20 protein-coding genes are annotated in these 17,250 nt (G+C 65.8%); 12 read left to right on the top strand and 8 right to left on the bottom strand.

The genetic code is table 11. The annotated features are described in order from the left end of the window. Positions 1–44 precede the first annotated feature (44 nt). Positions 45–941 carry an acyl-CoA dehydrogenase gene (locus ATE59_RS05330; RefSeq protein WP_058811470.1) on the top strand — a complete coding sequence of 299 codons (897 nt, stop codon included), beginning with the start codon at positions 45–47 and terminating at the stop codon, positions 939–941. 5 nt (positions 942–946) lie between these two features. Here ATE59_RS05330 and ATE59_RS05325 read toward each other — a convergent pair whose 3' ends face one another. Next, complete coding sequence (locus ATE59_RS05325) at positions 947–1,510, bottom strand: TetR/AcrR family transcriptional regulator (protein ID WP_058811469.1); 564 nt, start codon at positions 1,508–1,510, stop codon at positions 947–949. 64 nt (positions 1,511–1,574) lie between these two features. Between ATE59_RS05325 and ATE59_RS05320 the strand changes: the two genes are divergently transcribed. The 3 genes from ATE59_RS05320 to ATE59_RS05310 are packed head-to-tail and all read left to right on the top strand — an operon-like array spanning position 1,575 to position 5,062. Further along, positions 1,575–2,765: a cytochrome P450 gene (locus ATE59_RS05320; RefSeq protein WP_058811468.1), complete on the top strand. Its 1,191-nt coding sequence runs from the start codon at positions 1,575–1,577 to the stop codon at positions 2,763–2,765. A gap of 22 nt (positions 2,766–2,787) precedes the next feature. Then, entirely contained in the window at positions 2,788–4,263 is a 1,476-nt protein-coding gene (locus tag ATE59_RS05315; RefSeq protein WP_058811467.1) for an aldehyde dehydrogenase family protein, read from the top strand. Positions 4,264–4,273: 10 nt separating this feature from the next. Beyond that, entirely contained in the window at positions 4,274–5,062 is a 789-nt protein-coding gene (locus tag ATE59_RS05310; RefSeq protein WP_058811466.1) for an SDR family oxidoreductase, read from the top strand. Here the strand turns inward: ATE59_RS05310 and ATE59_RS05305 are convergent. Continuing rightward, positions 5,049–5,966, bottom strand: coding sequence for a LysR family transcriptional regulator (locus ATE59_RS05305; protein ID WP_058811465.1), 918 nt, complete (start codon positions 5,964–5,966; stop codon positions 5,049–5,051). The genes ATE59_RS05310 and ATE59_RS05305 overlap by 14 nt on opposite strands. Before the next feature lie 98 nt (positions 5,967–6,064). Between ATE59_RS05305 and ATE59_RS05300 the strand changes: the two genes are divergently transcribed. Continuing rightward, positions 6,065–6,865, top strand: coding sequence for a sterol desaturase family protein (locus ATE59_RS05300; RefSeq protein WP_058811464.1), 801 nt, complete (start codon positions 6,065–6,067; stop codon positions 6,863–6,865). On the opposite strand, the gene ATE59_RS05295 is transcribed toward ATE59_RS05300, so the two are convergent. The 5 genes from ATE59_RS05295 to ATE59_RS05275 all read right to left on the bottom strand — a co-directional run bounded on the left by ATE59_RS05295 (position 6,862) and on the right by ATE59_RS05275 (position 11,484). Continuing rightward, positions 6,862–8,373: an AMP-binding protein gene (locus ATE59_RS05295; RefSeq protein ID WP_058811463.1), complete on the bottom strand. Its 1,512-nt coding sequence runs from the start codon at positions 8,371–8,373 to the stop codon at positions 6,862–6,864. The two genes, ATE59_RS05300 and ATE59_RS05295, sit on opposite strands and share 4 nt — an antisense overlap. Further along, the gene (locus ATE59_RS05290; RefSeq protein WP_058811462.1) at positions 8,370–9,140 is read right to left on the bottom strand and encodes a FadR/GntR family transcriptional regulator; all 771 of its coding nucleotides are present in this window, start codon (positions 9,138–9,140) and stop codon (positions 8,370–8,372) included. Before ATE59_RS05290 ends, ATE59_RS05295 begins: the two co-directional genes overlap by 4 nt. Before the next feature lie 109 nt (positions 9,141–9,249). Then, complete coding sequence (locus ATE59_RS05285; protein WP_058811461.1) at positions 9,250–10,110, bottom strand: SDR family NAD(P)-dependent oxidoreductase; 861 nt, start codon at positions 10,108–10,110, stop codon at positions 9,250–9,252. Further along, entirely contained in the window at positions 10,103–10,612 is a 510-nt protein-coding gene (locus ATE59_RS05280; RefSeq protein WP_058811460.1) for an SDR family oxidoreductase, read from the bottom strand. Before ATE59_RS05280 ends, ATE59_RS05285 begins: the two co-directional genes overlap by 8 nt. Next, entirely contained in the window at positions 10,603–11,484 is an 882-nt protein-coding gene (locus ATE59_RS05275; RefSeq protein WP_058811459.1) for an SDR family oxidoreductase, read from the bottom strand. The genes ATE59_RS05280 and ATE59_RS05275 overlap by 10 nt, the downstream gene beginning before the upstream one ends. A 61-nt stretch (positions 11,485–11,545) precedes the next feature. Between ATE59_RS05275 and ATE59_RS05270 the strand changes: the two genes are divergently transcribed. The 7 genes from ATE59_RS05270 to ATE59_RS05240 all read left to right on the top strand — a co-directional run bounded on the left by ATE59_RS05270 (position 11,546) and on the right by ATE59_RS05240 (position 16,436). Continuing rightward, positions 11,546–11,980, top strand: coding sequence for an FAS1-like dehydratase domain-containing protein (locus ATE59_RS05270; protein ID WP_058811458.1), 435 nt, complete (start codon positions 11,546–11,548; stop codon positions 11,978–11,980). Next, positions 11,980–12,381 (top strand): MaoC/PaaZ C-terminal domain-containing protein, encoded by a 402-nt coding sequence (locus tag ATE59_RS05265; RefSeq protein WP_058811457.1) that lies wholly within the window; start codon positions 11,980–11,982, stop codon positions 12,379–12,381. Before ATE59_RS05270 ends, ATE59_RS05265 begins: the two co-directional genes overlap by 1 nt. After that, complete coding sequence (locus ATE59_RS05260) at positions 12,378–12,803, top strand: nuclear transport factor 2 family protein (RefSeq protein WP_058811456.1); 426 nt, start codon at positions 12,378–12,380, stop codon at positions 12,801–12,803. Before ATE59_RS05265 ends, ATE59_RS05260 begins: the two co-directional genes overlap by 4 nt. A gap of 67 nt (positions 12,804–12,870) precedes the next feature. Further along, positions 12,871–13,332 (top strand): MarR family winged helix-turn-helix transcriptional regulator, encoded by a 462-nt coding sequence (locus ATE59_RS05255; protein WP_058811455.1) that lies wholly within the window; start codon positions 12,871–12,873, stop codon positions 13,330–13,332. Next, the gene (locus tag ATE59_RS05250; RefSeq protein ID WP_058811454.1) at positions 13,329–14,396 is read left to right on the top strand and encodes a phosphotransferase family protein; all 1,068 of its coding nucleotides are present in this window, start codon (positions 13,329–13,331) and stop codon (positions 14,394–14,396) included. Before ATE59_RS05255 ends, ATE59_RS05250 begins: the two co-directional genes overlap by 4 nt. Before the next feature lie 16 nt (positions 14,397–14,412). Continuing rightward, positions 14,413–15,693, top strand: a complete 1,281-nt coding sequence (locus ATE59_RS05245) for an acyl-CoA dehydrogenase family protein (protein WP_058811453.1) — start codon at positions 14,413–14,415, stop codon at positions 15,691–15,693. Then, positions 15,690–16,436, top strand: coding sequence for an SDR family NAD(P)-dependent oxidoreductase (locus ATE59_RS05240; RefSeq protein ID WP_058811452.1), 747 nt, complete (start codon positions 15,690–15,692; stop codon positions 16,434–16,436). The genes ATE59_RS05245 and ATE59_RS05240 overlap by 4 nt, the downstream gene beginning before the upstream one ends. Positions 16,437–16,476: 40 nt before the next feature. Here ATE59_RS05240 and ATE59_RS05235 read toward each other — a convergent pair whose 3' ends face one another. Next, complete coding sequence (locus ATE59_RS05235; protein ID WP_058811451.1) at positions 16,477–17,250, bottom strand: SDR family NAD(P)-dependent oxidoreductase; 774 nt, start codon at positions 17,248–17,250, stop codon at positions 16,477–16,479.

Genomic DNA, 17,250 nt, shown 5'->3' with positions numbered 1-17,250 from the left:
CCGCGGCCCGGCACCGACCGGACCCCAGACACGGGAAACTTATTATGGATTTGACCCCGAACGACGAGCAGGAGGCGCTGCGCACCGCGACGATCGACTGGTGCCGCGACCATATGCGGCTGGAAGACGCGCGTGCCCGCGCGCCGCAGCTCTGGACCGACCTCGAAACGATGGGTTGGACCGGCATGACCGGCGCCGGCATGGATCTCGACCATGCGACCGAAGCGCTGGTTTTCGCCGAACTCGGCCGCTTCCTCGCGCCGGTGGCACTCCTCTCGACGGCGGTGGCCCGTCGCTGCTTCCCTGTGGACTGCGACGGGAAAGTCGCGCTGGCGCTGACGGTCGCGGAACCTGAGGCGCTGCGCCTGCTCGACCCGGCCGGATCCTGCGCGGCCGTGATGTGGAAGGCCGACGGGCTGCGGCTGTTCGGCAGCGGCGGCGACCATTCGCATGCGCCGACCATCGACCCGTCGACCGCGCAGCGGCGGCTGCCATGGACGGCCCCGGACCGGACCGCCGGCGGCACTCGCCCTCCCCTGCATCTGCAATTGCTCGCGGCCGCTTTTGCGGTGGGCTGTGCCGACGCGGCGCGCGACATGGCGGCCGATTATGCGAAGCTGCGCGAGCAGTTCGGTCGGCCGATCGGCTGGTTCCAGGCCCTCAAACATATATGTTCGGACATGGCGATGCGCTCGGCGGTCGCGCGCTCGCAGCTCTATTATGCCGCCTGCGCGCTCGACGCGAACGCCCCCGATGCCGCCTTCCATATTGCGGCGGCAAAGCGGCTCGCCGACCAGGCCGCGCTCGACAATGGCCGCGCCAACATCCAGGTCCATGGCGGCATCGGAATGACCGACGAAGCCGCGCCGCATCTCTGCCTGAAGCGCGCGCATCTGTTGCAGTTCATCGCGCCCGCCGACGCATCGCTGCTGCTCGCCTGACGATGTCAACGGTCGACGATGGACTGGAATATATCTTCGAGCCATCGCCGCAGCGCCGGGTCTATCGGCCCCGCGAACTGCGGGAGGGGCAGCTGGTCGCGATAGGTAAAGAAGCCGAGCGACACGACCATGAAGGCGGCCGCCTTGACCTCCGCAACCTCACCACCGAACCAATGGCTCAGCGGCTCGAGGACCCGGTCACGAAGCAGCCGTAGCGCAACCTCGCGCGCCTCGCTGTCGGCCGCCGCACCGAACAGCATCGGGAGCGGGCTGATCCGGCCGTCGCGCTCGTCGGCGAAGCGCGCGACGATCCGTTTGCCGAATTCTTCCTTGGGCAAATCGGTCATCAGACGCGCGTCGAGCGCGGCGTCGAGCGCCGCCTCGAACAATTTGAGCTTGCCGCCGAAATAACGGCTGACGAGCGACTGGTTGACCCCGGCGAGCGCGGTAATGTCGCGTACGCCGGCCTCGGCGAAGCCTTTTTCGGCAAATATCTGCTGCGCCGCGTGCAGGATCGCCTGCCGCGTCCGGTCGGCGTCGCGCGTCTTGTCGTTGATCATCGTTTCCATCGCCTGTCCCCGTTGACTCGATATGTAAACGAGCGTTTACTTGAGGACAAGAGGAGAGAGGAACATGACCGAGTCGCAGACCCCGGCGCGTTCGCCGGTTCACGAGTTCGACTATATCGCGGACCCCGGCCTGCTGGCCGATGCCCACGCGCGCTACTGGGACCTGAAGGAGGCCGCGCCGCCCGTTTTCTGGACCTCGGCCCATGGCGGGCATTGGGTGTGCAACAGCGGTGCGGCGGTCACGCGCGTCCTGCGGCATCCGGAAATATTCTCGAGCCGCATCCTCTCGATCCCGCCGAACCCGAACCAGCCGAAGATGATCCCCGAAATGCTCGATCCTCCCGAGCACCGGCCCTATCGCCAGATGCTGCGTCCCTTTTTCGAATCCAAGGCGATCGCCCCGCTCGAAGGGCGCGTCACCGAGTGGACCGAAGAACTGCTCGGTGCGGTGATCGCCGCAGGCGAGTGCGATTTTGTCGCGTCGGTCGCGTCACGCCTCCCGGTCGCGGTGTTCATGGAATTATTCGGCTTCCCGATGGACAGGTTCGACGAATTCCGCGGACTGGTCGTCAGCTTCTTCAACGCCCGCGCCAGCGCCGACGAGCGTAACCGGCTGGCGCAGACGATCCTCGGTCACCTCGCCGAGCTGTTCCAGGCGCGGATGGCCGAACCGCGCGACGACATGGTGTCGAAGATCATCGCGAGCGAGATCGACGGACGCAAACCGGATTTCGACGAGCTGATGTCGATCGGTTTCCTGATGTTTCTCGCCGGGCTCGACACGGTAACCAACGCGATGAGTTTCGGGATGCGCCACCTCGCGCATGATGCGGCGCTGCGCCAGCGGGCGATCGACGATCCCGCGGTCATCCCCGACATGGTCGAAGAATTGCTCCGCCGCTATGCGTTCGTCGCGGCGCCGCGCTATATCGTGCAGGACACCGAGCTCGAGGGTGCGCAGCTGAAGGCGGGCGACTGCATTCTCGCCCCGCTTCCACTCGTCGGCTGGGACGAAGGGCTGAACCCCGATCCCGCGACGGTATCGGTCGAGCGCCAATTCTACCGCCATGCCGCCTTCGGGTCGGGCATCCACACCTGTCTTGGCCTCCATCTCGCGCGGATGGAGCTCATCGTCTTCTACCGCATCTGGTTCGCCCGCATCGGTCATTTTCGCCAGATCGAAAAAGGCGATGAAAGCTGCCGCGGCGGCAGCGTGATGGCGCTCGAACATCTGCATCTGGCGTGGAACGCCTGAATTTTCATTGGGAGATAGCATCATGGCCACGACGGCACCCTCGGTTCATCTGCATCTGGGACACGAACAACGCGAAAGCGGCAGCGGAGGCAGCCACGCGCACCTCCACCCGGTCAGCCAGGCGGTTCAGGCCGACATCCCGCTCGCCGGTGCAAAGGAGGTCGAGGAAGCCGTCGCCCGCGCCGAGGCGGTCCGCGAGGCATGGCGCTGCACCAGGCCCGAACAACGCCGCGACATATTGAATCGTCTCGCCGACCTGCTCGAGGAGCATAAGGCCGAGCTGGCGCAAATGGCGGCCCTCGATGGCGGCACGACCCTGATGGTCGGCGAGCGCGGCGTCGAGACTGCGGTGGGCTGGACGCGCTATTATGCCGGATGGTGCGACAAGCTGACCGGCGATCTCCTCAGCACCTTCGATTCGCGCGGCGAATTTTCCTATTCGGTGCCCGAACCGATCGGGATCGTCGGCATCATCATCACCTGGAATGGCCCGTTGATCTCGCTCGCCATGAAGGTCTGCGCGGCACTCGCCGCCGGCAATTGCGTCATCTGCAAGCCTGCCGAAATCACCCCCTTCGCCCCCGAACTTTTCGCGCAACTGTGCAAGCAGGCCGGCGTCCCCGACGGCGTGCTGTCGATCTTCCCGGGCACGGCCGAAGCCGGCGAAGCGATCGTCCGGCACAAGAAGGTCCGCAAGATCAGCTTCACCGGCGGGCCGATCACCGCGCGCAAGATTCTCGAGGCCTGCGCGCAGGAAATCAAGCCGAGCGTGATGGAGCTCGGCGGCAAGTCGGCGAGCCTCGTCTTTCCCGATTGCGACATCCAGGCCGCTGCCGAGCGCGCGGTGTTCTGGACGGTCGGCTGCCTGTCGGGCCAGGGCTGCGCCCTGCCCACGCGCCAGTTGGTCCATGCCGATATTTACGACGATTTCGTCGCGCGGCTGCAGGCGATCATCGGCCAGTTCAAGGTCGGCGATCCGATGGACCCGACCGTGATGGTCGGCCCGGTGATCAACAGGGCGGCCGCCGATCGCATCACCGGCATGTTCGACCGCGCCAAGGCCGACGGCGCCGCCAAATTCCTGCTTGGCGGCAGTCGCGCCGGAGGGGCGCTCGCCGAGGGAAATTTCATCGAGCCGACGCTGATCGTCGATGCCGATCCCGATCATGAAATCAGCCAGGTCGAGATTTTCGGCCCCGCCGTCGTCGTGATGAAATTCCATGACGAGGATGAGGCGGTCGCGATCGCCAACAACAGCGAATATGGCCTCGCCGCCTATATCCAGTCGAACGACCTCCAGCGCGTCCATCGCCTGTCCGAGCGGCTGCATGCCGGCGGCGTCTATGTCAACGGCGGCTTCCAGATCAATCCGCACACGCCCTTCGGCGGCGTCGGGATATCGGGCTTCGGCAAGGAAGGCGGCAAGGCCGGGATCGACGAGTTCCTCCACTACAAGACCGTCACCATCGGCGTCGGCGCCCCCATCTTTCCCAAGTGAGGACCAGGACATGAGCGATTTCACCAACGACCGGTTCCGCATCGACGGCAAGGTGGCGATCGTCACCGGTGCCGGCGGCCGCGGCAACAGCATCGGCCGCGCCTATGCGGTCGGTCTCGCCAATGCCGGCGCCCGCGTCGTCGTCGCCGACCTCAACCGCGAGGGCGCCGAACATGTTGCCGACGAAATCAATGCCGCCGGCGGCCGCGCCGTTGCGGCCCAGGTCGATATTGCCGACGAAGCCTCGGTCACCGCGATGATGGATGCGGCCGTCGCGGCGTTCGGGGGGCTCGACATTCTGGTCAACAATGCCGCACTGATGGTCGAGGCCGTCGGCACACCGCTCATCCAGACCGGCATTGCCGATTTCGAGAAACTGATGCGCGTCAATGTCACCGGCGCGCTGATCTGCTCGAAAGCCGCTGTCCCGCTGTTCGCGGCCCGCGGCGGCGGCAAGATCGTCAACCAGATTTCGGCGGGCGCCTTTCCCGCCCAGACATCCTACGGCATCAGCAAGATCGCGCTGCTCGGACTGACGACGACGCTCGCCACCGAACTCGGCCGGATGAATGTCAACGTCAATGCGATCGCGCCCGGAATGACGATGTCCGATGCCGGCAAGGCGCTGACTCCCGAAGAGAGCCCCTTCGTCCAGGCGGCGATGGCGCGCGTCGTCAAGCAGCCCCGCGGCCTCCCGCAGGATCTGGTCGGCACCCTGCTCCTGCTCTGCTCGCCGGCCGGCGACTGGATCACCGGTCAGGCGTTCAACGTCGACGGCGGTTTCATCATGCGCAACTAGCCTCGCCAAGCCAGCTCCGCCGGAAATGGTCCGCCATCGCCACCGCGTAGCGCTCGACCGTCGGCGCCGGAAACGGTCGCGCGCGGCGGGCGATGACAATCTGCGCCGTCCAGTCGGAAATCGCCGGAATATCGAGCGTGACCAGCGCGCCGGCGCGGATATGTTCGCCGATCGCGGGCGTGATCGCGAGGAGGACCGCGTCGCTGGCAGCGGCCAGGTCGACGAGCGTCGGCAATTGTTCGCAATAGATGCGGCCTGCCTCCGCCCGGCTGGACTCGCGCACGGCGTCCGCCGTCTCGACGGGCACCGAGGGAAGGCTTGGCGATACGCGCGGGAAGGATGCGAGATCGGCAACCGATATCGCCTTCGAGCGGACGAGCGGATGGCCCGGCCGGACATGATAGCCGACGGGTACCTCGCCGATGCGTTCGATCGCAAGCGCGGGATGGTCGCGCGCCGCGCGCCCGTCGGCAACGAAGAAGTCCAGTTCGTCGGCCAGCAGGCGACCGACCAGCCGCTCGGCGGGCAAGATATGCACCTGCACCTCGACGGCTTGCGCCGGTTGCCACACGGCGCGCAAATAGTCGGTGAGGAGGCCGGCGAACATCGGGCCGAGCCCGAGGCGCACCCGCCCCGTCTCGCCGCGCGCCAGTCGCTGGGCATGGGCCTTCAGCCCGTCTGCCTGTCCGAGCAGGCCCCGCGCCTCGTCGATGACCGCAGCGCCGGCGGCGGTCGGCACGACGCCGGTCGCGACGCGCTCGAAAAGCATGAGGCCGAGCTCTTCCTCGAGACTCTGGATGCTGCGGCTGAGCGCGGGCTGCGACAGATGGAGCCGCGCCGCAGCGGCGGTGAAATTGCCCCGGTCGGCGAGGAAGACGGCGTGACGAAGCTTGCGAAGATCCATTTCCCTTTCATGCAGTGAATGCATCGACTCTGCAATCATGATGCATTGGATTTATCCAACATGGCATGGAATGATTTCGGCAGAGGGAGAGTCTGTCGATGCAACCACAATATTGGATTTTTGCGCTGGTCGCCGGAATATTGGCGATCGAACTGGCCACCGGCCGCCACAAGGGCGTGCACCGCAAGCAGGATTTCTGGATCATCGGATCGGTAATCCTGGGATCGCAGGTCACGCGGATCGGCATGGCGTGGCTGACCGCCGCGATCGTCGCTCTGCTGCTTCCGGCATGGAAGGGCGCGCTCGCCGATGTCCCCTTGTGGGCCGGCTTCCTCGGATTGCTCCTGATCGCCGAATTCGGGCAATACTGGATTCACCGGACGGCGCATGACAGCGTCCGTCACCCCATTCTTCACGGGATGCATCGCACGCATCACAGCGCACCCTATGTCAATGTCACCCTCATGTGGCGTACCAATCTCGTCTGGCCGCTCGTCCACGCCTATACCTGGGTGGCGGCGGCCGGCTTCTATCTCGGCATGACCGGCGCGACGACGATCTTCTATCTGACGATCATGGCCTGGAATGTGCTGACCCACAGCGACTGGCGCTGGGACGACATGATCATCGAACGGCTGCCGGGCGGACGGCGCCTGGTAACCGCCGCCGAATGGATTCTCGTAACCCCGCGTATCCATCACACCCATCATGGCTACGGCCGTGACGGCAAGGCCTATCGCAATTTCTGTACGATGCTCAGCTTCTACGATCGCCTGTTCGGAACGCTTCACATCCCCGAAGGGCGCCCCTGGCGCTACGGGCTGCCCGGTGGCGAGCATGTGTGGTGGCGACAGTTGCTCTTTCCGCTCGTCCCGCTCGGCGAGTCCAGAAAACGCTAGGGCTGGTCGCGCAGCTGATGCTTGAGGATCTTGCCCGACGCATTTCTCGGAAGCTCGGACAGGATGCTCAGCCGCTCGGGGGTCTTCTGTTTCGCAATGCCCGCGGCAAAGAAATGGTCCCGCACATCGTCGAGCGTCAGCGCGGCTCCGGGAGCGAGCACGACACAGGCGCGTACCACCTCGCCCATCCGGTCATCGGGCGCCGCGACGACCGCGGCGTCGGCGATCGCCGGGTGCGCGAGCAGTCGATCCTCGACTTCCTTCGACGAGATATTCTCGCCGCCGCGGATGATGATGTCCTTCTTGCGGTCGGTGATCAACAGATAGCCGTCCTCGTCGAGCCGGCCAACGTCGCCGGTTCGATACCAGCCGCCCGGCAGAAAGGCCGCGGCATTGAGCGCCGTATCGAGATAGCCCATGAAAAGCTCGGGGCCGCGCGTGCAGATTTCGCCATCGGTTCCCGGCGGGACATCCGCTCCGTCATCGTCGACAAACCGCATTTCCGACCCCGGCATGGCGCGCCCCTCGGTGTGGAGCTGCTTGTCGAGCGGGTCGTCTACGACCCCTGACGTCACGGTCGGATGCTCGCTCGATCCGTAACAATGATAGACAGCGAGGCCCTGGCGCTGACAGCGTTCGATCAGCGAGGGCGGAACCGGCGCCGCTCCGACAAGATATTGGCGCAGCGACGAGAGATCATGGCCATGGGCATCGGCCGCCGCGATCATTCCCGTCAGATGAAACGGCGTTCCCGACGAGGATCCGATCCGGTGCCGCTCGATCAGCCCGGCGGCAAGCGCCGCGTCCCATTGATCCATCAGCACCAGCGGCGTCGCCTGGCACAGAAAGCGGTACATCGACAAGGCACCGGCGACATGCCCCGGCGGCCAGGGTGAAATCACGGCATCGTCCTCGGCGCCGGCGCGCATCAGCCGCATCGTCTCGAGTTCGGCAAGGAAACCGCGGGCGCTGTGCATCACGCCCTTGGGGTCGGCCGTAGTGCCCGAGGTATAGACGAGCAGCGCCAGTTCGTCGGCGCCGCGCACCACCGGCGCACCGACAGCCTCGCCGGCCTCGAGCGCGTCGAATTCGGGACCGATCGTCACATGGCGGACGAGTGCAGGCAGATCCCCGCAATCGGCCACGATGCCGCGATAATCGGCGTGGCGGAAGGTGTCGGGCGTGAAGAGCCACTTCGCTCCCGATTGGCGCAGGATGAAACCCAGTTCGCGGGCACCATAGATGGTGACGACGGGCAGCAGAACGGCACCGGCCTGCGCTGCGGCGACCGCGACGACGAGCCATTCGCGCCAGTTGGGCAGCATGGAGGCGACAATATCGCCCGGACCGATACCGGACGTCGTCATGCGCGTTCCCATCCGCCGACCGGCGGCGACGATATCGCCGAGCGTGGTTGCGCAGGGCCGCGTGTCGGATGCGACGGTGAGCGGCGTGCCGGGTGCGCGGGCCGCTGCCGCGATCATCGTATCGATAAAGGTTGCGGTCATCCTTGCAGGGAATCGACGATCCGCTCGCCCTCGCCGCGCGTCGCCCAGGTTTCGTTGGCGTTGCGAAGGTGAAGCCGCCAGTGCGCGACCGCTCCCTCGACATCGCCCGCTTCGATCATGGAAACGAGCTTCTCATAGGATTTGAAACCGACGCGAATGCTCTTGAGTCTTTCCTCGTGCGAACGCGGATGGCGACGCTGATAGTCATTCTGATGGGTGCGCGCGAGGTTGAGCAGCATCCGGTTCATGAAGCTCAGCGTCTTGTTGCCGGTCGCCTCGACGAGCATTTGATGAAAATGCGCGACATTGTCGATGAACTCCTCGTACCGGGCTTCCTTCCACATTCCCTCGAACGCAGCGAGCGTCTCCTTGACCCTCGCCCAGCCCGGTGTCTGTCCCTTTTCAGTCGCTAGCCAGCGAACGACCGTCGGTTCGATCGCCAGCCGCGCGGTGTAGAGATCGGCGATCGTCGTGCCCTGCGATTCCAGCACATAGCCCGCATAGCGCGACACGAGTTCGGTCGACGGACGGTGTACGCGCGCGCCGCTGCGCGATCCGCGCACGACGCTGATCAGGCTCTCGGCCTCGAGGATGCGGAAGGCTTCGCGCAGGGTCGGCCGCGAGATTCCGAGCGTGGCAAGCAATGTTCCTTCGGGCGGCAGGGAATCGCCTTCATTCAGGTCGCCGCGAATGATCTGGCGCCGGATCTGGTCGGCCACCAGTTCCGATGTCTTCGGCACCCGGATGCGTGCGCTGCCATTCTCCATATGCAATTTTCCTGCCCCTTTTGCGCGGATACGCAATGATATCTACCGACCTAGCAGGGCTGTAAGGCTTTTGACACCGCCCCGCAATATTGCGCCGGTTCGCACCCTTTCAGCCACCGAACGACAATCCTTCGTTGAGGGTCCATTTGCCGTTGCGACCCCGCACCCAGCCCGATGCGGCCCCGGTGCCGCCATCGACCGGCAGCAGCGCACCGGTGATATAGGACGACATTCCGCTGGCCAGGAACAGCGCGGCGTCGCCGCATTCCATGTCGATGCCTTCGCGGCCGAGCGGGATGAGCCGGTTCATCGCGTCGATCTCTTCGTCGCTGTGCCACTTCCAGGTCGACGGATCGACGGGTCCGGCGCGATTGCCCTGATTGCCGGGCGTCACCGTATGATCGGGAGCGATGCAATTGACGCGGATGCCATGTACCGAAAGCTCGACCGCCATCGACTTCGTGAAGCTCAGCATCGCAGCCTTGCACGCGGCGTATACCGCAAAATTGGGCGCGGCGCGGCTCGCCTCGATGCTCGCGACATTGACGATCGAGCCGCCACGCCCGGCGGCGACCATATGCGCCGCCGCAGCCTGGGTGGCGACGAGCATCGACATGAGATTGATGTCGATATGCTTGCGCATACTGCGCTCGCTCTGCTCGAGAAAGCGGCGTGCCGAGACCCCGCCGGCATTGTTCACGAGAATATCGAGCCGCCCGCGCTGCGCGGCGGTGGTATCGATCGCCGTGCGAAGCGCATCGGCGTCCATGACGTCGCCGGCGATCGCCAGCGCGTGCCCGCCCCGTTCGCGCACGCGCGCTGCGGCTTCCTCGGCGCGCTGCGGAAAAATATCGAATATCGTCACATCGGCGCCCGCCTCGGCAAGGCGGAGTGCTATCGCGCGCCCAATTCCGCCGCCGCCGCCGGTGACGAGCGCCGCCTGCCCGTCAAGGCGCAGCCGGTCAGTCATCGAGCCCGATCCCCATCACCGCGCCGGTCACATAAGCCGCATAGTCGCTGACAAGATAGGCCGCGAGATGGCCGAGGGTTTCGCCGGTTTCGCGCGTCATTATGGCGTTGACGCGGATCCCGTCGCGCGCCCACTCGACGCCAAGCGTCTTGGTCAGATTGCCGAGCGCACCCGCCGCCGCCGCCTGGTCCGCCCCAAGTGCCTGCTCGGGCGCCCCGATGAAGAGGATCGCGCCGCCCTCGCCCCGGGCGCGGCACTGCCCGGCAAAGTCCTTCGCGCCAAGAAAAGGGCGATCGAGTCCGGCATCGAGGCTGGCGCGCCATTCTTCATGGGAGAGCATATGCGCCGCCCTAATCGCGGGCGGACGGGCGACATGAACCCATATATCGACTTCGCCCTCTTCGACGAAGGTCGCGCCGACGGCCTCGAACGCGGCGACGACCGCCGGGCACGCACCCTCGATCCGCGCGCGTTTGCCGGAGAGCCAGCCCGTCATTTCCATCCCCAGGGTCCGTCGGCGCGTTCGCGCGGCGGGACAAAGTCCGGCATCATCAGCGACCGCCGCAAACTTTCGCCGCCATCCTGAACGATCACCTGACCGGTCATACTGCCGAACAGCGGCGTACAGATCATCGCCGAGAGCCAGCCAAATTCCCGGATGTAGCCGGTGCGGCCGGCGGGGATCATATTCTGGAGCGGCTCGATGCCTTCCTCCCGGCTTCCGCTCACCGAATCCGCATGCGGAAAAAATCCCGCGGCGACGGCGTTGACGCGAATGCCTGCGGAGCCCCAGTCGGCCGCCAGCTTTCTTGTCATCGTCGCCTGCGCGGTCTTGGCGGCCGCGCTGTGCGCATCGCCGGGGAAGCCTGTCCAGATATATTGGGCGCTGTTGTTGACGATCGCCCCGCCTTCGCCGCGCGCGATCCGGCGCCGGGCGAATTCGGCCGAGCAGAGAAAAGTCCCGTCGATCGCGATCCGCGTCACCGCATTCCAGGCGTTGGGCGAGATATTCTCGGCGAGCACCGGGAAATTGGCGCCGGCATTGTTGGCGAGCAGGCTCACCGGACCTAGCACGCTTTCGGCCTCGTCGAAGGCCTCCGCCACCGCATCGGGAAGACGCACGTCGCAGCTCATCGCATGGGTGCGAGCGCCGAGTTCGGCTATCTGCGCCGCGCCTTCCTCGGCGCGCTCGAGACTGCGTCCCACGACCGCCACATTCGCCCCGCCCTGCGCGAACGCCTTGGCCATGGCGAGCCCCATCCCCGATCCTCCGCCGGTCACCAGCACCACCTGTCCCTCGAAGATATCGGTCGGATAGGGCGGCGCGTCGAATGGCGGCGGCATGGCGATGACATGATGCGAGGGAACGACCATCCTGTGAACTTGTGCGCCGCGCAGAATAGTGTCAATACATATCACACTAAGTGAGATAAGTGTGTCCCATGAAGCCCTTCTCGAAAAGCTCCGCCAGCGCGTCGGCGAGACGCGCGGCCCCCTTGTGCGCATGATCGAGGCGGGGGCTCTGATCCGGTTCGCCGCCGCGACGGGGCAGACGCATCCCCGCTATATCGACAAAAGCCTTGGACCGGTTGCGGCTCCGACCTATGTTTCGACCTTCTGCGCGGACGCGATTGCCGACCTGATCGATCTCGATCTCGGCTTGCCGATGTTTCTCCACAGCGACGATGTCGCCGAGCTGGGCGCGCCGATCGTGGCAGGCGACGAAATCCGGGCCACGGCGCGCTATGTCGATGCCTTCGCGCGCGAGGGCAAGCGCGGGACGATGCTCTTTCAGACCGCCGAGATGATCCTGGTCAATCAATCGGACGCGCATGTGGCGACCGTGCGCGTCAGCGCCGTGAGCTTTTGATGGAGCGGTTCGACCGCATCCTGCCCGGCGAGCCGCTTCCGCTCCTCCACGTCTCCATCACACGCGAAGATCTGGTTCGCTATGCCGGCGCCGCCGACGATTATGTCCGCCAGCACTGGGATCATCCCTTCATGATCGAAAGCGGCTTCCCCGACGTGGTCGTCCACGGCTGGCTGACCTTTGCGCATATGTGCCGGGCGGTCGAAGCCTGGCTCCCGCCCGAGGAAGCCCGCATCGCAGGGTTTTCAGTTCGCTATCTCGCCCCCACCTATCCCGGCCGCCTGTCGTGCGGCGGCACGGCTGTCTCTCGCGATCGCGAAACCATCATGCTCGACCTCTGGGCCAGGGATGCCGGCGGCGCCACGACGACCGCGGCCGAAATGAAGCTGGTGCCCGCATGACGAGAGACGCCATTTACGACCGGATCGAGATCCTCGATCTCCTCGCCCGCTATACCTATAATGGCGACCGCGGCCGGATCGACGCGCTGGCGGCCTGTTTCGCCGACGAGGGAACGCTCGAATTCCCAGGGAACAGCGGCACCGGGCCTGCGGGGGTGGCGGCCGCGCTGACCGGCGGAGAGCGCAATCCGGCGATCGGCTTCGTCCGCCACCATATCACCAACCCGCTGATCGAGCTCGACGGCGACCATGCCACGGCGCGCAGCTATTTCACCGTCACGAGCAACAATGGCCCCGACCATAGCGGCACATATGACGACAGGCTCGTCCGCACCGACGCGGGATGGCGGTTCGCGCACCGAAGGGTACGCATCGACTGGCAGGCCGCGACGTCTCTGTTCCGGCGGATGACGACGCGCTGAGCGATCCCGCACCGTCCGGCCGCCGATGCATATTGACACCAGTGTGTCATAATGACATTTGAGTGTCATGACTGAACAGCGCTTCACCGATTTCGAACGATTCGCCGACGAGGTTGCGCGGCTCCGCGGCCGGATGCGCGCGCTCTATGCCGACACGCGCGCCGCAAGCGAGCTCGCCGAAATGGAGCTGACCGTGCTTACCGCGGTGGTGAACGCGGCAGTTTCGCCGACCGTTGCGCAGATCGGCCGCAGCCTCGGTCACCCGCGGCAGGTCGTGCAGCGCGCGGCAAACCGCCTCGCCGAGCTCGGCCTGGTCGCCTTCGCCGACAATCCCGATCACAAGCGCGCCTGGCTGATCGTCGCGACCGAAGCCGGACGCGCCCTCAAGGCGGCCGATCACGCCCGGGCGCAGGCCGTGACCAATGCCATCGTCGATCGCGTCGGAAGCGCCGCCTTCGGCGAGGCGGCCGACCGCCTCCACGCGATCCGCGGCGAGATCGAAGCCTATCTGAAGGAAAGCGAAACATGAGCGAGGATGTCCGAAGGCTCGCCGACCCGGGGAGACTGTCCGCCTGGCTCGATGTGCATATACCCCTTCTCGGCCGGGGGCCGCTGACGGTAGAGAAGATCCATGGCGGCACGTCGAACGTCATCCTGTCGCTGAACCGCGGCGGCGACACGATGATCCTCCGCCGCCCTCCCGCGGTGCCGCCCCCCGGGAGCGAGAAGAGCGTCCTGCGCGAAGCACGCGTCCTCACGGCGCTGAACGGCACCGCCGTGCCGCACCCCGCGTGTCGCGGGAGCTGCGCCGACGCGTCGATCATCGGGGCGCCCTTCTACGTCATGGACCGCGTCGAAGGCTGGCCAGCCGATCTTCGCGGCGGGAAGATCCACGACCGGGCGCCCTTCGACACGCCGCCGCATGCCCGCGAAGTCCCCTTCGCGATGGTCGACGGGCTGATCGCGCTCGCCAATGTCGACTATAGGGCCGTCGGGCTCGAGGATTTCGGGCGTCCCGACAATTTTCTCGAACGCCAGGTCGACCGCTGGGAAAGCCAGATCCGAAGCTACAAGCAGCTCTACGACCACGACTGGCGCGACATCCCCGGCTATGCGCTGCTCCGCGACTGGCTGCGCGCCAATATCCCGGGCGACTTCCGCCCCGGCATCATCCATGGCGATGTCGGCACCCCGAACGCGCTCTTCGCCTTCGATCCGCCATGTCGTCTCACCGCGCTGATCGACTGGGAGCTGTCGACGATCGGCGATCCGCTGCTCGATCTCGCATGGTTCTGCAACGGCATCCGCGACGAGCGCTTCCCCGGCCATATTCCCGAAAAAGCGCTCTACAACGTCGGCGACTGGCCGACGCGGCAGGAGCTGATGGCACATTATGCTGCGGGCACCGGCCGCAGCATGGCGAGCTTCGACTATTATCTGCTGCTCGCAATGTTCAAGGGCGGCTGCATCCTCGAATATAAGGTCGCGCAGGCGGCCAAAGGCATATTGAGCGCCGAGACCGGGCGCTTTTTCGACCGGCTCGTGCGCGGCAATTTCGCCGAAGCCGAAAAACTCATCCGCCTGATCGGCTGAACCCGAGGATATTTTCATGATCGATTTCCGTATCGAACCCGAACTGCAGGCAAAGCTGGACTGGATGGCGGCCTTCGTCCGCGAGAAGTGCGAACCGATGGACATGCTTTTCCCCGGTCACGGCGCGCCCTACGACGTCGCGAACAGGGAATCGCGCGCGCATCTGGCGCCGTTGCAGGCCGATGTGAAAGCCCGGGGTCTGTGGGCCTGCCATCTCGGCGCCGAGCTGGGCGGCCCGGGATATGGGCAGTTGACGCTCGCGCTGATGAACGAGGTTCTCGGACGCAGCTACTGGGCCCCGACGGTCTTCGGGACCGCGGCGCCCGACACGGGCAATGCAGAGATTCTCGCGATGTTCGGCACCGCGGAACAGAAGGCCAAATATCTCGAGCCGCTGATGGACGGCACGATCGTCTCGACCTTTTCGATGACCGAACCGCAGGCGGGTGCCGACCCGAAGGAATTTGCCTGTCGCGCCTGGCAGGAAGGCGACGAGTGGGTGATCGAGGGCGAAAAATGGTTCTCGTCGAACGCGCGCTTTGCCGCCTTCCTGATCGTGATGGCCGTGACCAACGCGGAAAATCCGCCGCACGGCCGCATGTCGATGCTGATCGTTCCGACCGACACGCCCGGGATCGAATTCATTCGCCACTCGCAAACGATGGGCGACAGCCCGGGACGGGACGACGGCATCCATGCCTATATCCGTTACAATCAGGTCCGCGTGCCCCTCGACGCGATGCTTGGCGGGCCCGGCGAAGGGTTCAAGGTCGCGCAGGCGCGGCTCGGCGGCGGACGCGTCCATCATGCGATGCGCACCGTTGGCAAATGCCAGCGCGCAATCGACATGATGCTCGAGCGCGCGGTCTCGCGCCGCACGCAGGATAAATCGCTCGGCGAGCATCAATTCGTCCAGGGCGCGATTGCCGACAGCATCATCGAGCTCGAACAATTCCGCCTGCTCGTGCTCAAGACCGCCTGGATCATCGACAATGAACCGCATGGTGCGGCGCGCGTCCATATCGCGATGTGCAAGGTCCAGATGGCGAAAGTCTATCATGACATCGTCCAGCGCGCGATCCAGCTTCACGGCAGCCTCGGCGTCACGCTCGAGACCCCGCTCGCCGACATGTGGATGGGGCTGCCGAGCCTTGCACTCGCCGACGGTCCGACCGAAGTGCACAAGGCGCAGGTCGCGAGGGCTTATCTGAAGAACGCGAAACCGGCGGCGGGCCTGTTTCCCACCGAACATATTCCGACCCGCCTCGCCGCGCTGAAGCAAAGGGCCGTTGTATGACCCTCGATCCGCTGTTCGATTTCGCCGGTCAGGTCATCCTCGTCACCGGCGGCTCGCGCGGGCTCGGATATCAGATGGTGAAGGCCTTCGCGACGCGCGGCGCCGATATGGTCATCGCGAGCCGCAAGCTCGACAATTGTGAATCCGTCGCCGCCGAATGCCGCACGATGGGGCGCCGCGCGCTGCCTGTCGCCGCGCATGTCGGAAAATGGGCCGAATGCGACGCGCTGATCGAGCGCGCCTATGACGAATATGGCCGGATCGACGTCCTCGTCAACAATGCCGGCATGTCGCCCCCCATGCCGAGCCACGAGATGCCCGAGGCACTCTTCGACAGCGTGATGAACCTCAATTTCAAGGGTCCCTTCCGCCTTGCGAGCCAAATCGGCAAGCGCATGGCCGACGGCGATGGCGGCGCGATCGTCAATATCAGCTCGACCGGCGCGTTGATGGCGCTGCCGGGGGTGGTGCCCTATGGCGCCGCGAAGGCGGCGCTCAACGCGATGACCGTGTCGCTGAGCCGCGAATATGCGCCGAAGGTGCGCGTCAACACCATCTCGGCGGGCCCCTTCCTCACCGACATCGCCGATGCGTGGGACGCGAAGCGGCGCGAGCGCCAGCCGGTCGCGCTCGGAAGGCCCGGTGACCCGCCCGAAATCGTCACCGCCGCGCTGATGCTCGCGAGCCGCGCCTCGTCCTTCACCACGGGCGCGCTCGTCCGCGTCGACGGCGGGCAGCGATGAGGCAACCGCGACAATGGCGGCCCTGCCCCGCCCCGGCGGCTCAGAGCGACTGGCCGTCGTCGATCGTGAACACGCTGCCGGTCACGCCAAGGGATGCGTCCGAAAGCAGGAAGAGCAGCGGCGCGTGAAGATCGCTCGCGGGCCGAATGCGCTGGCGCGGGAAAGAGGCGATCAGCGCCTTGCCACCGTCGCTGTCGAACATGTCGCCTGTCATTTCTGATGCGAAATAGCCCGGCTGGATGATATTCACATTGATCCCGCGCCGCGCCCACTCGCGCGCAAGGCTGCGTCCGAGATGGCGCACGGCGACCTTGGTCGCGCCGTAGATCGACGCATAGGGATAGATTTTTTCCGCGGTGATCGAACCGATGATGACGATGCGGCCTTGCCCCCGCTCGCGACTGCCCGCCGCCATCATCCGCCTCGCGCCTTCGCGCGCGGTCAGGAAGACACCGCGCAGATTGGCGGCGATCAGGCCGTCCACTTCGGCCATATCGAGATCGAGCGCCAGCTTCTCGACGCCGACGCCGGCATTGGCTATGACGCTGTCGACCGGACCGAAGACCGCTTCCGCCGCATCGAAGGCCGCGATCGTCGAGGCTTCATCGGTCACGTCGAGCGGCACGGCGGCCGCCGCGCCGCCATCCCCTTCGATCTCCGCAACCAGTTCGGCGAGCTTGTCCGTCCGCCGTGCGCCGAGCACGACCTTCGCTCCGGCGGCCGCCAGCGCCCGCGCGAACCCCGCGCCGAGACCCGAGGATGCCCCGGTCACGAGGACGACGCGCCCGGACAGATCGAAATGGCTTGCCGTCAT

Origin of the sequence: Sphingopyxis sp. A083, from assembly GCF_001468495.1 — a bacterium.
Lineage (GTDB): Bacteria > Pseudomonadota > Alphaproteobacteria > Sphingomonadales > Sphingomonadaceae > Sphingopyxis > Sphingopyxis terrae.
The sequence above is the reverse complement of the archived record's forward strand: the minus strand, read 5'-3'. Positions and strand labels throughout refer to the sequence as shown.

Coding starts and splice junctions, on each gene's coding strand:
- ATE59_RS05325 (WP_058811469.1), bottom strand. CDS start 1,510: ATGGAAACGATGATCAACGACAAGACGCGCGACGCCGACCGGACGCGG.
- ATE59_RS05330 (WP_058811470.1), top strand. CDS start 45: ATGGATTTGACCCCGAACGACGAGCAGGAGGCGCTGCGCACCGCGACG.
- ATE59_RS05275 (WP_058811459.1), bottom strand. CDS start 11,484: ATGGTCGTTCCCTCGCATCATGTCATCGCCATGCCGCCGCCATTCGAC.
- ATE59_RS05250 (WP_058811454.1), top strand. CDS start 13,329: ATGAGCGAGGATGTCCGAAGGCTCGCCGACCCGGGGAGACTGTCCGCC.
- ATE59_RS05260 (WP_058811456.1), top strand. CDS start 12,378: ATGACGAGAGACGCCATTTACGACCGGATCGAGATCCTCGATCTCCTC.
- ATE59_RS05280 (WP_058811460.1), bottom strand. CDS start 10,612: ATGGAAATGACGGGCTGGCTCTCCGGCAAACGCGCGCGGATCGAGGGT.
- ATE59_RS05295 (WP_058811463.1), bottom strand. CDS start 8,373: ATGACCGCAACCTTTATCGATACGATGATCGCGGCAGCGGCCCGCGCA.
- ATE59_RS05255 (WP_058811455.1), top strand. CDS start 12,871: ATGACTGAACAGCGCTTCACCGATTTCGAACGATTCGCCGACGAGGTT.
- ATE59_RS05265 (WP_058811457.1), top strand. CDS start 11,980: ATGGAGCGGTTCGACCGCATCCTGCCCGGCGAGCCGCTTCCGCTCCTC.
- ATE59_RS05315 (WP_058811467.1), top strand. CDS start 2,788: ATGGCCACGACGGCACCCTCGGTTCATCTGCATCTGGGACACGAACAA.
- ATE59_RS05290 (WP_058811462.1), bottom strand. CDS start 9,140: ATGGAGAATGGCAGCGCACGCATCCGGGTGCCGAAGACATCGGAACTG.
- ATE59_RS05305 (WP_058811465.1), bottom strand. CDS start 5,966: ATGGATCTTCGCAAGCTTCGTCACGCCGTCTTCCTCGCCGACCGGGGC.
- ATE59_RS05245 (WP_058811453.1), top strand. CDS start 14,413: ATGATCGATTTCCGTATCGAACCCGAACTGCAGGCAAAGCTGGACTGG.
- ATE59_RS05310 (WP_058811466.1), top strand. CDS start 4,274: ATGAGCGATTTCACCAACGACCGGTTCCGCATCGACGGCAAGGTGGCG.
- ATE59_RS05235 (WP_058811451.1), bottom strand. CDS start 17,250: ATGACGGCAAGCCATTTCGATCTGTCCGGGCGCGTCGTCCTCGTGACC.
- ATE59_RS05240 (WP_058811452.1), top strand. CDS start 15,690: ATGACCCTCGATCCGCTGTTCGATTTCGCCGGTCAGGTCATCCTCGTC.
- ATE59_RS05320 (WP_058811468.1), top strand. CDS start 1,575: ATGACCGAGTCGCAGACCCCGGCGCGTTCGCCGGTTCACGAGTTCGAC.
- ATE59_RS05300 (WP_058811464.1), top strand. CDS start 6,065: ATGCAACCACAATATTGGATTTTTGCGCTGGTCGCCGGAATATTGGCG.
- ATE59_RS05285 (WP_058811461.1), bottom strand. CDS start 10,110: ATGACTGACCGGCTGCGCCTTGACGGGCAGGCGGCGCTCGTCACCGGC.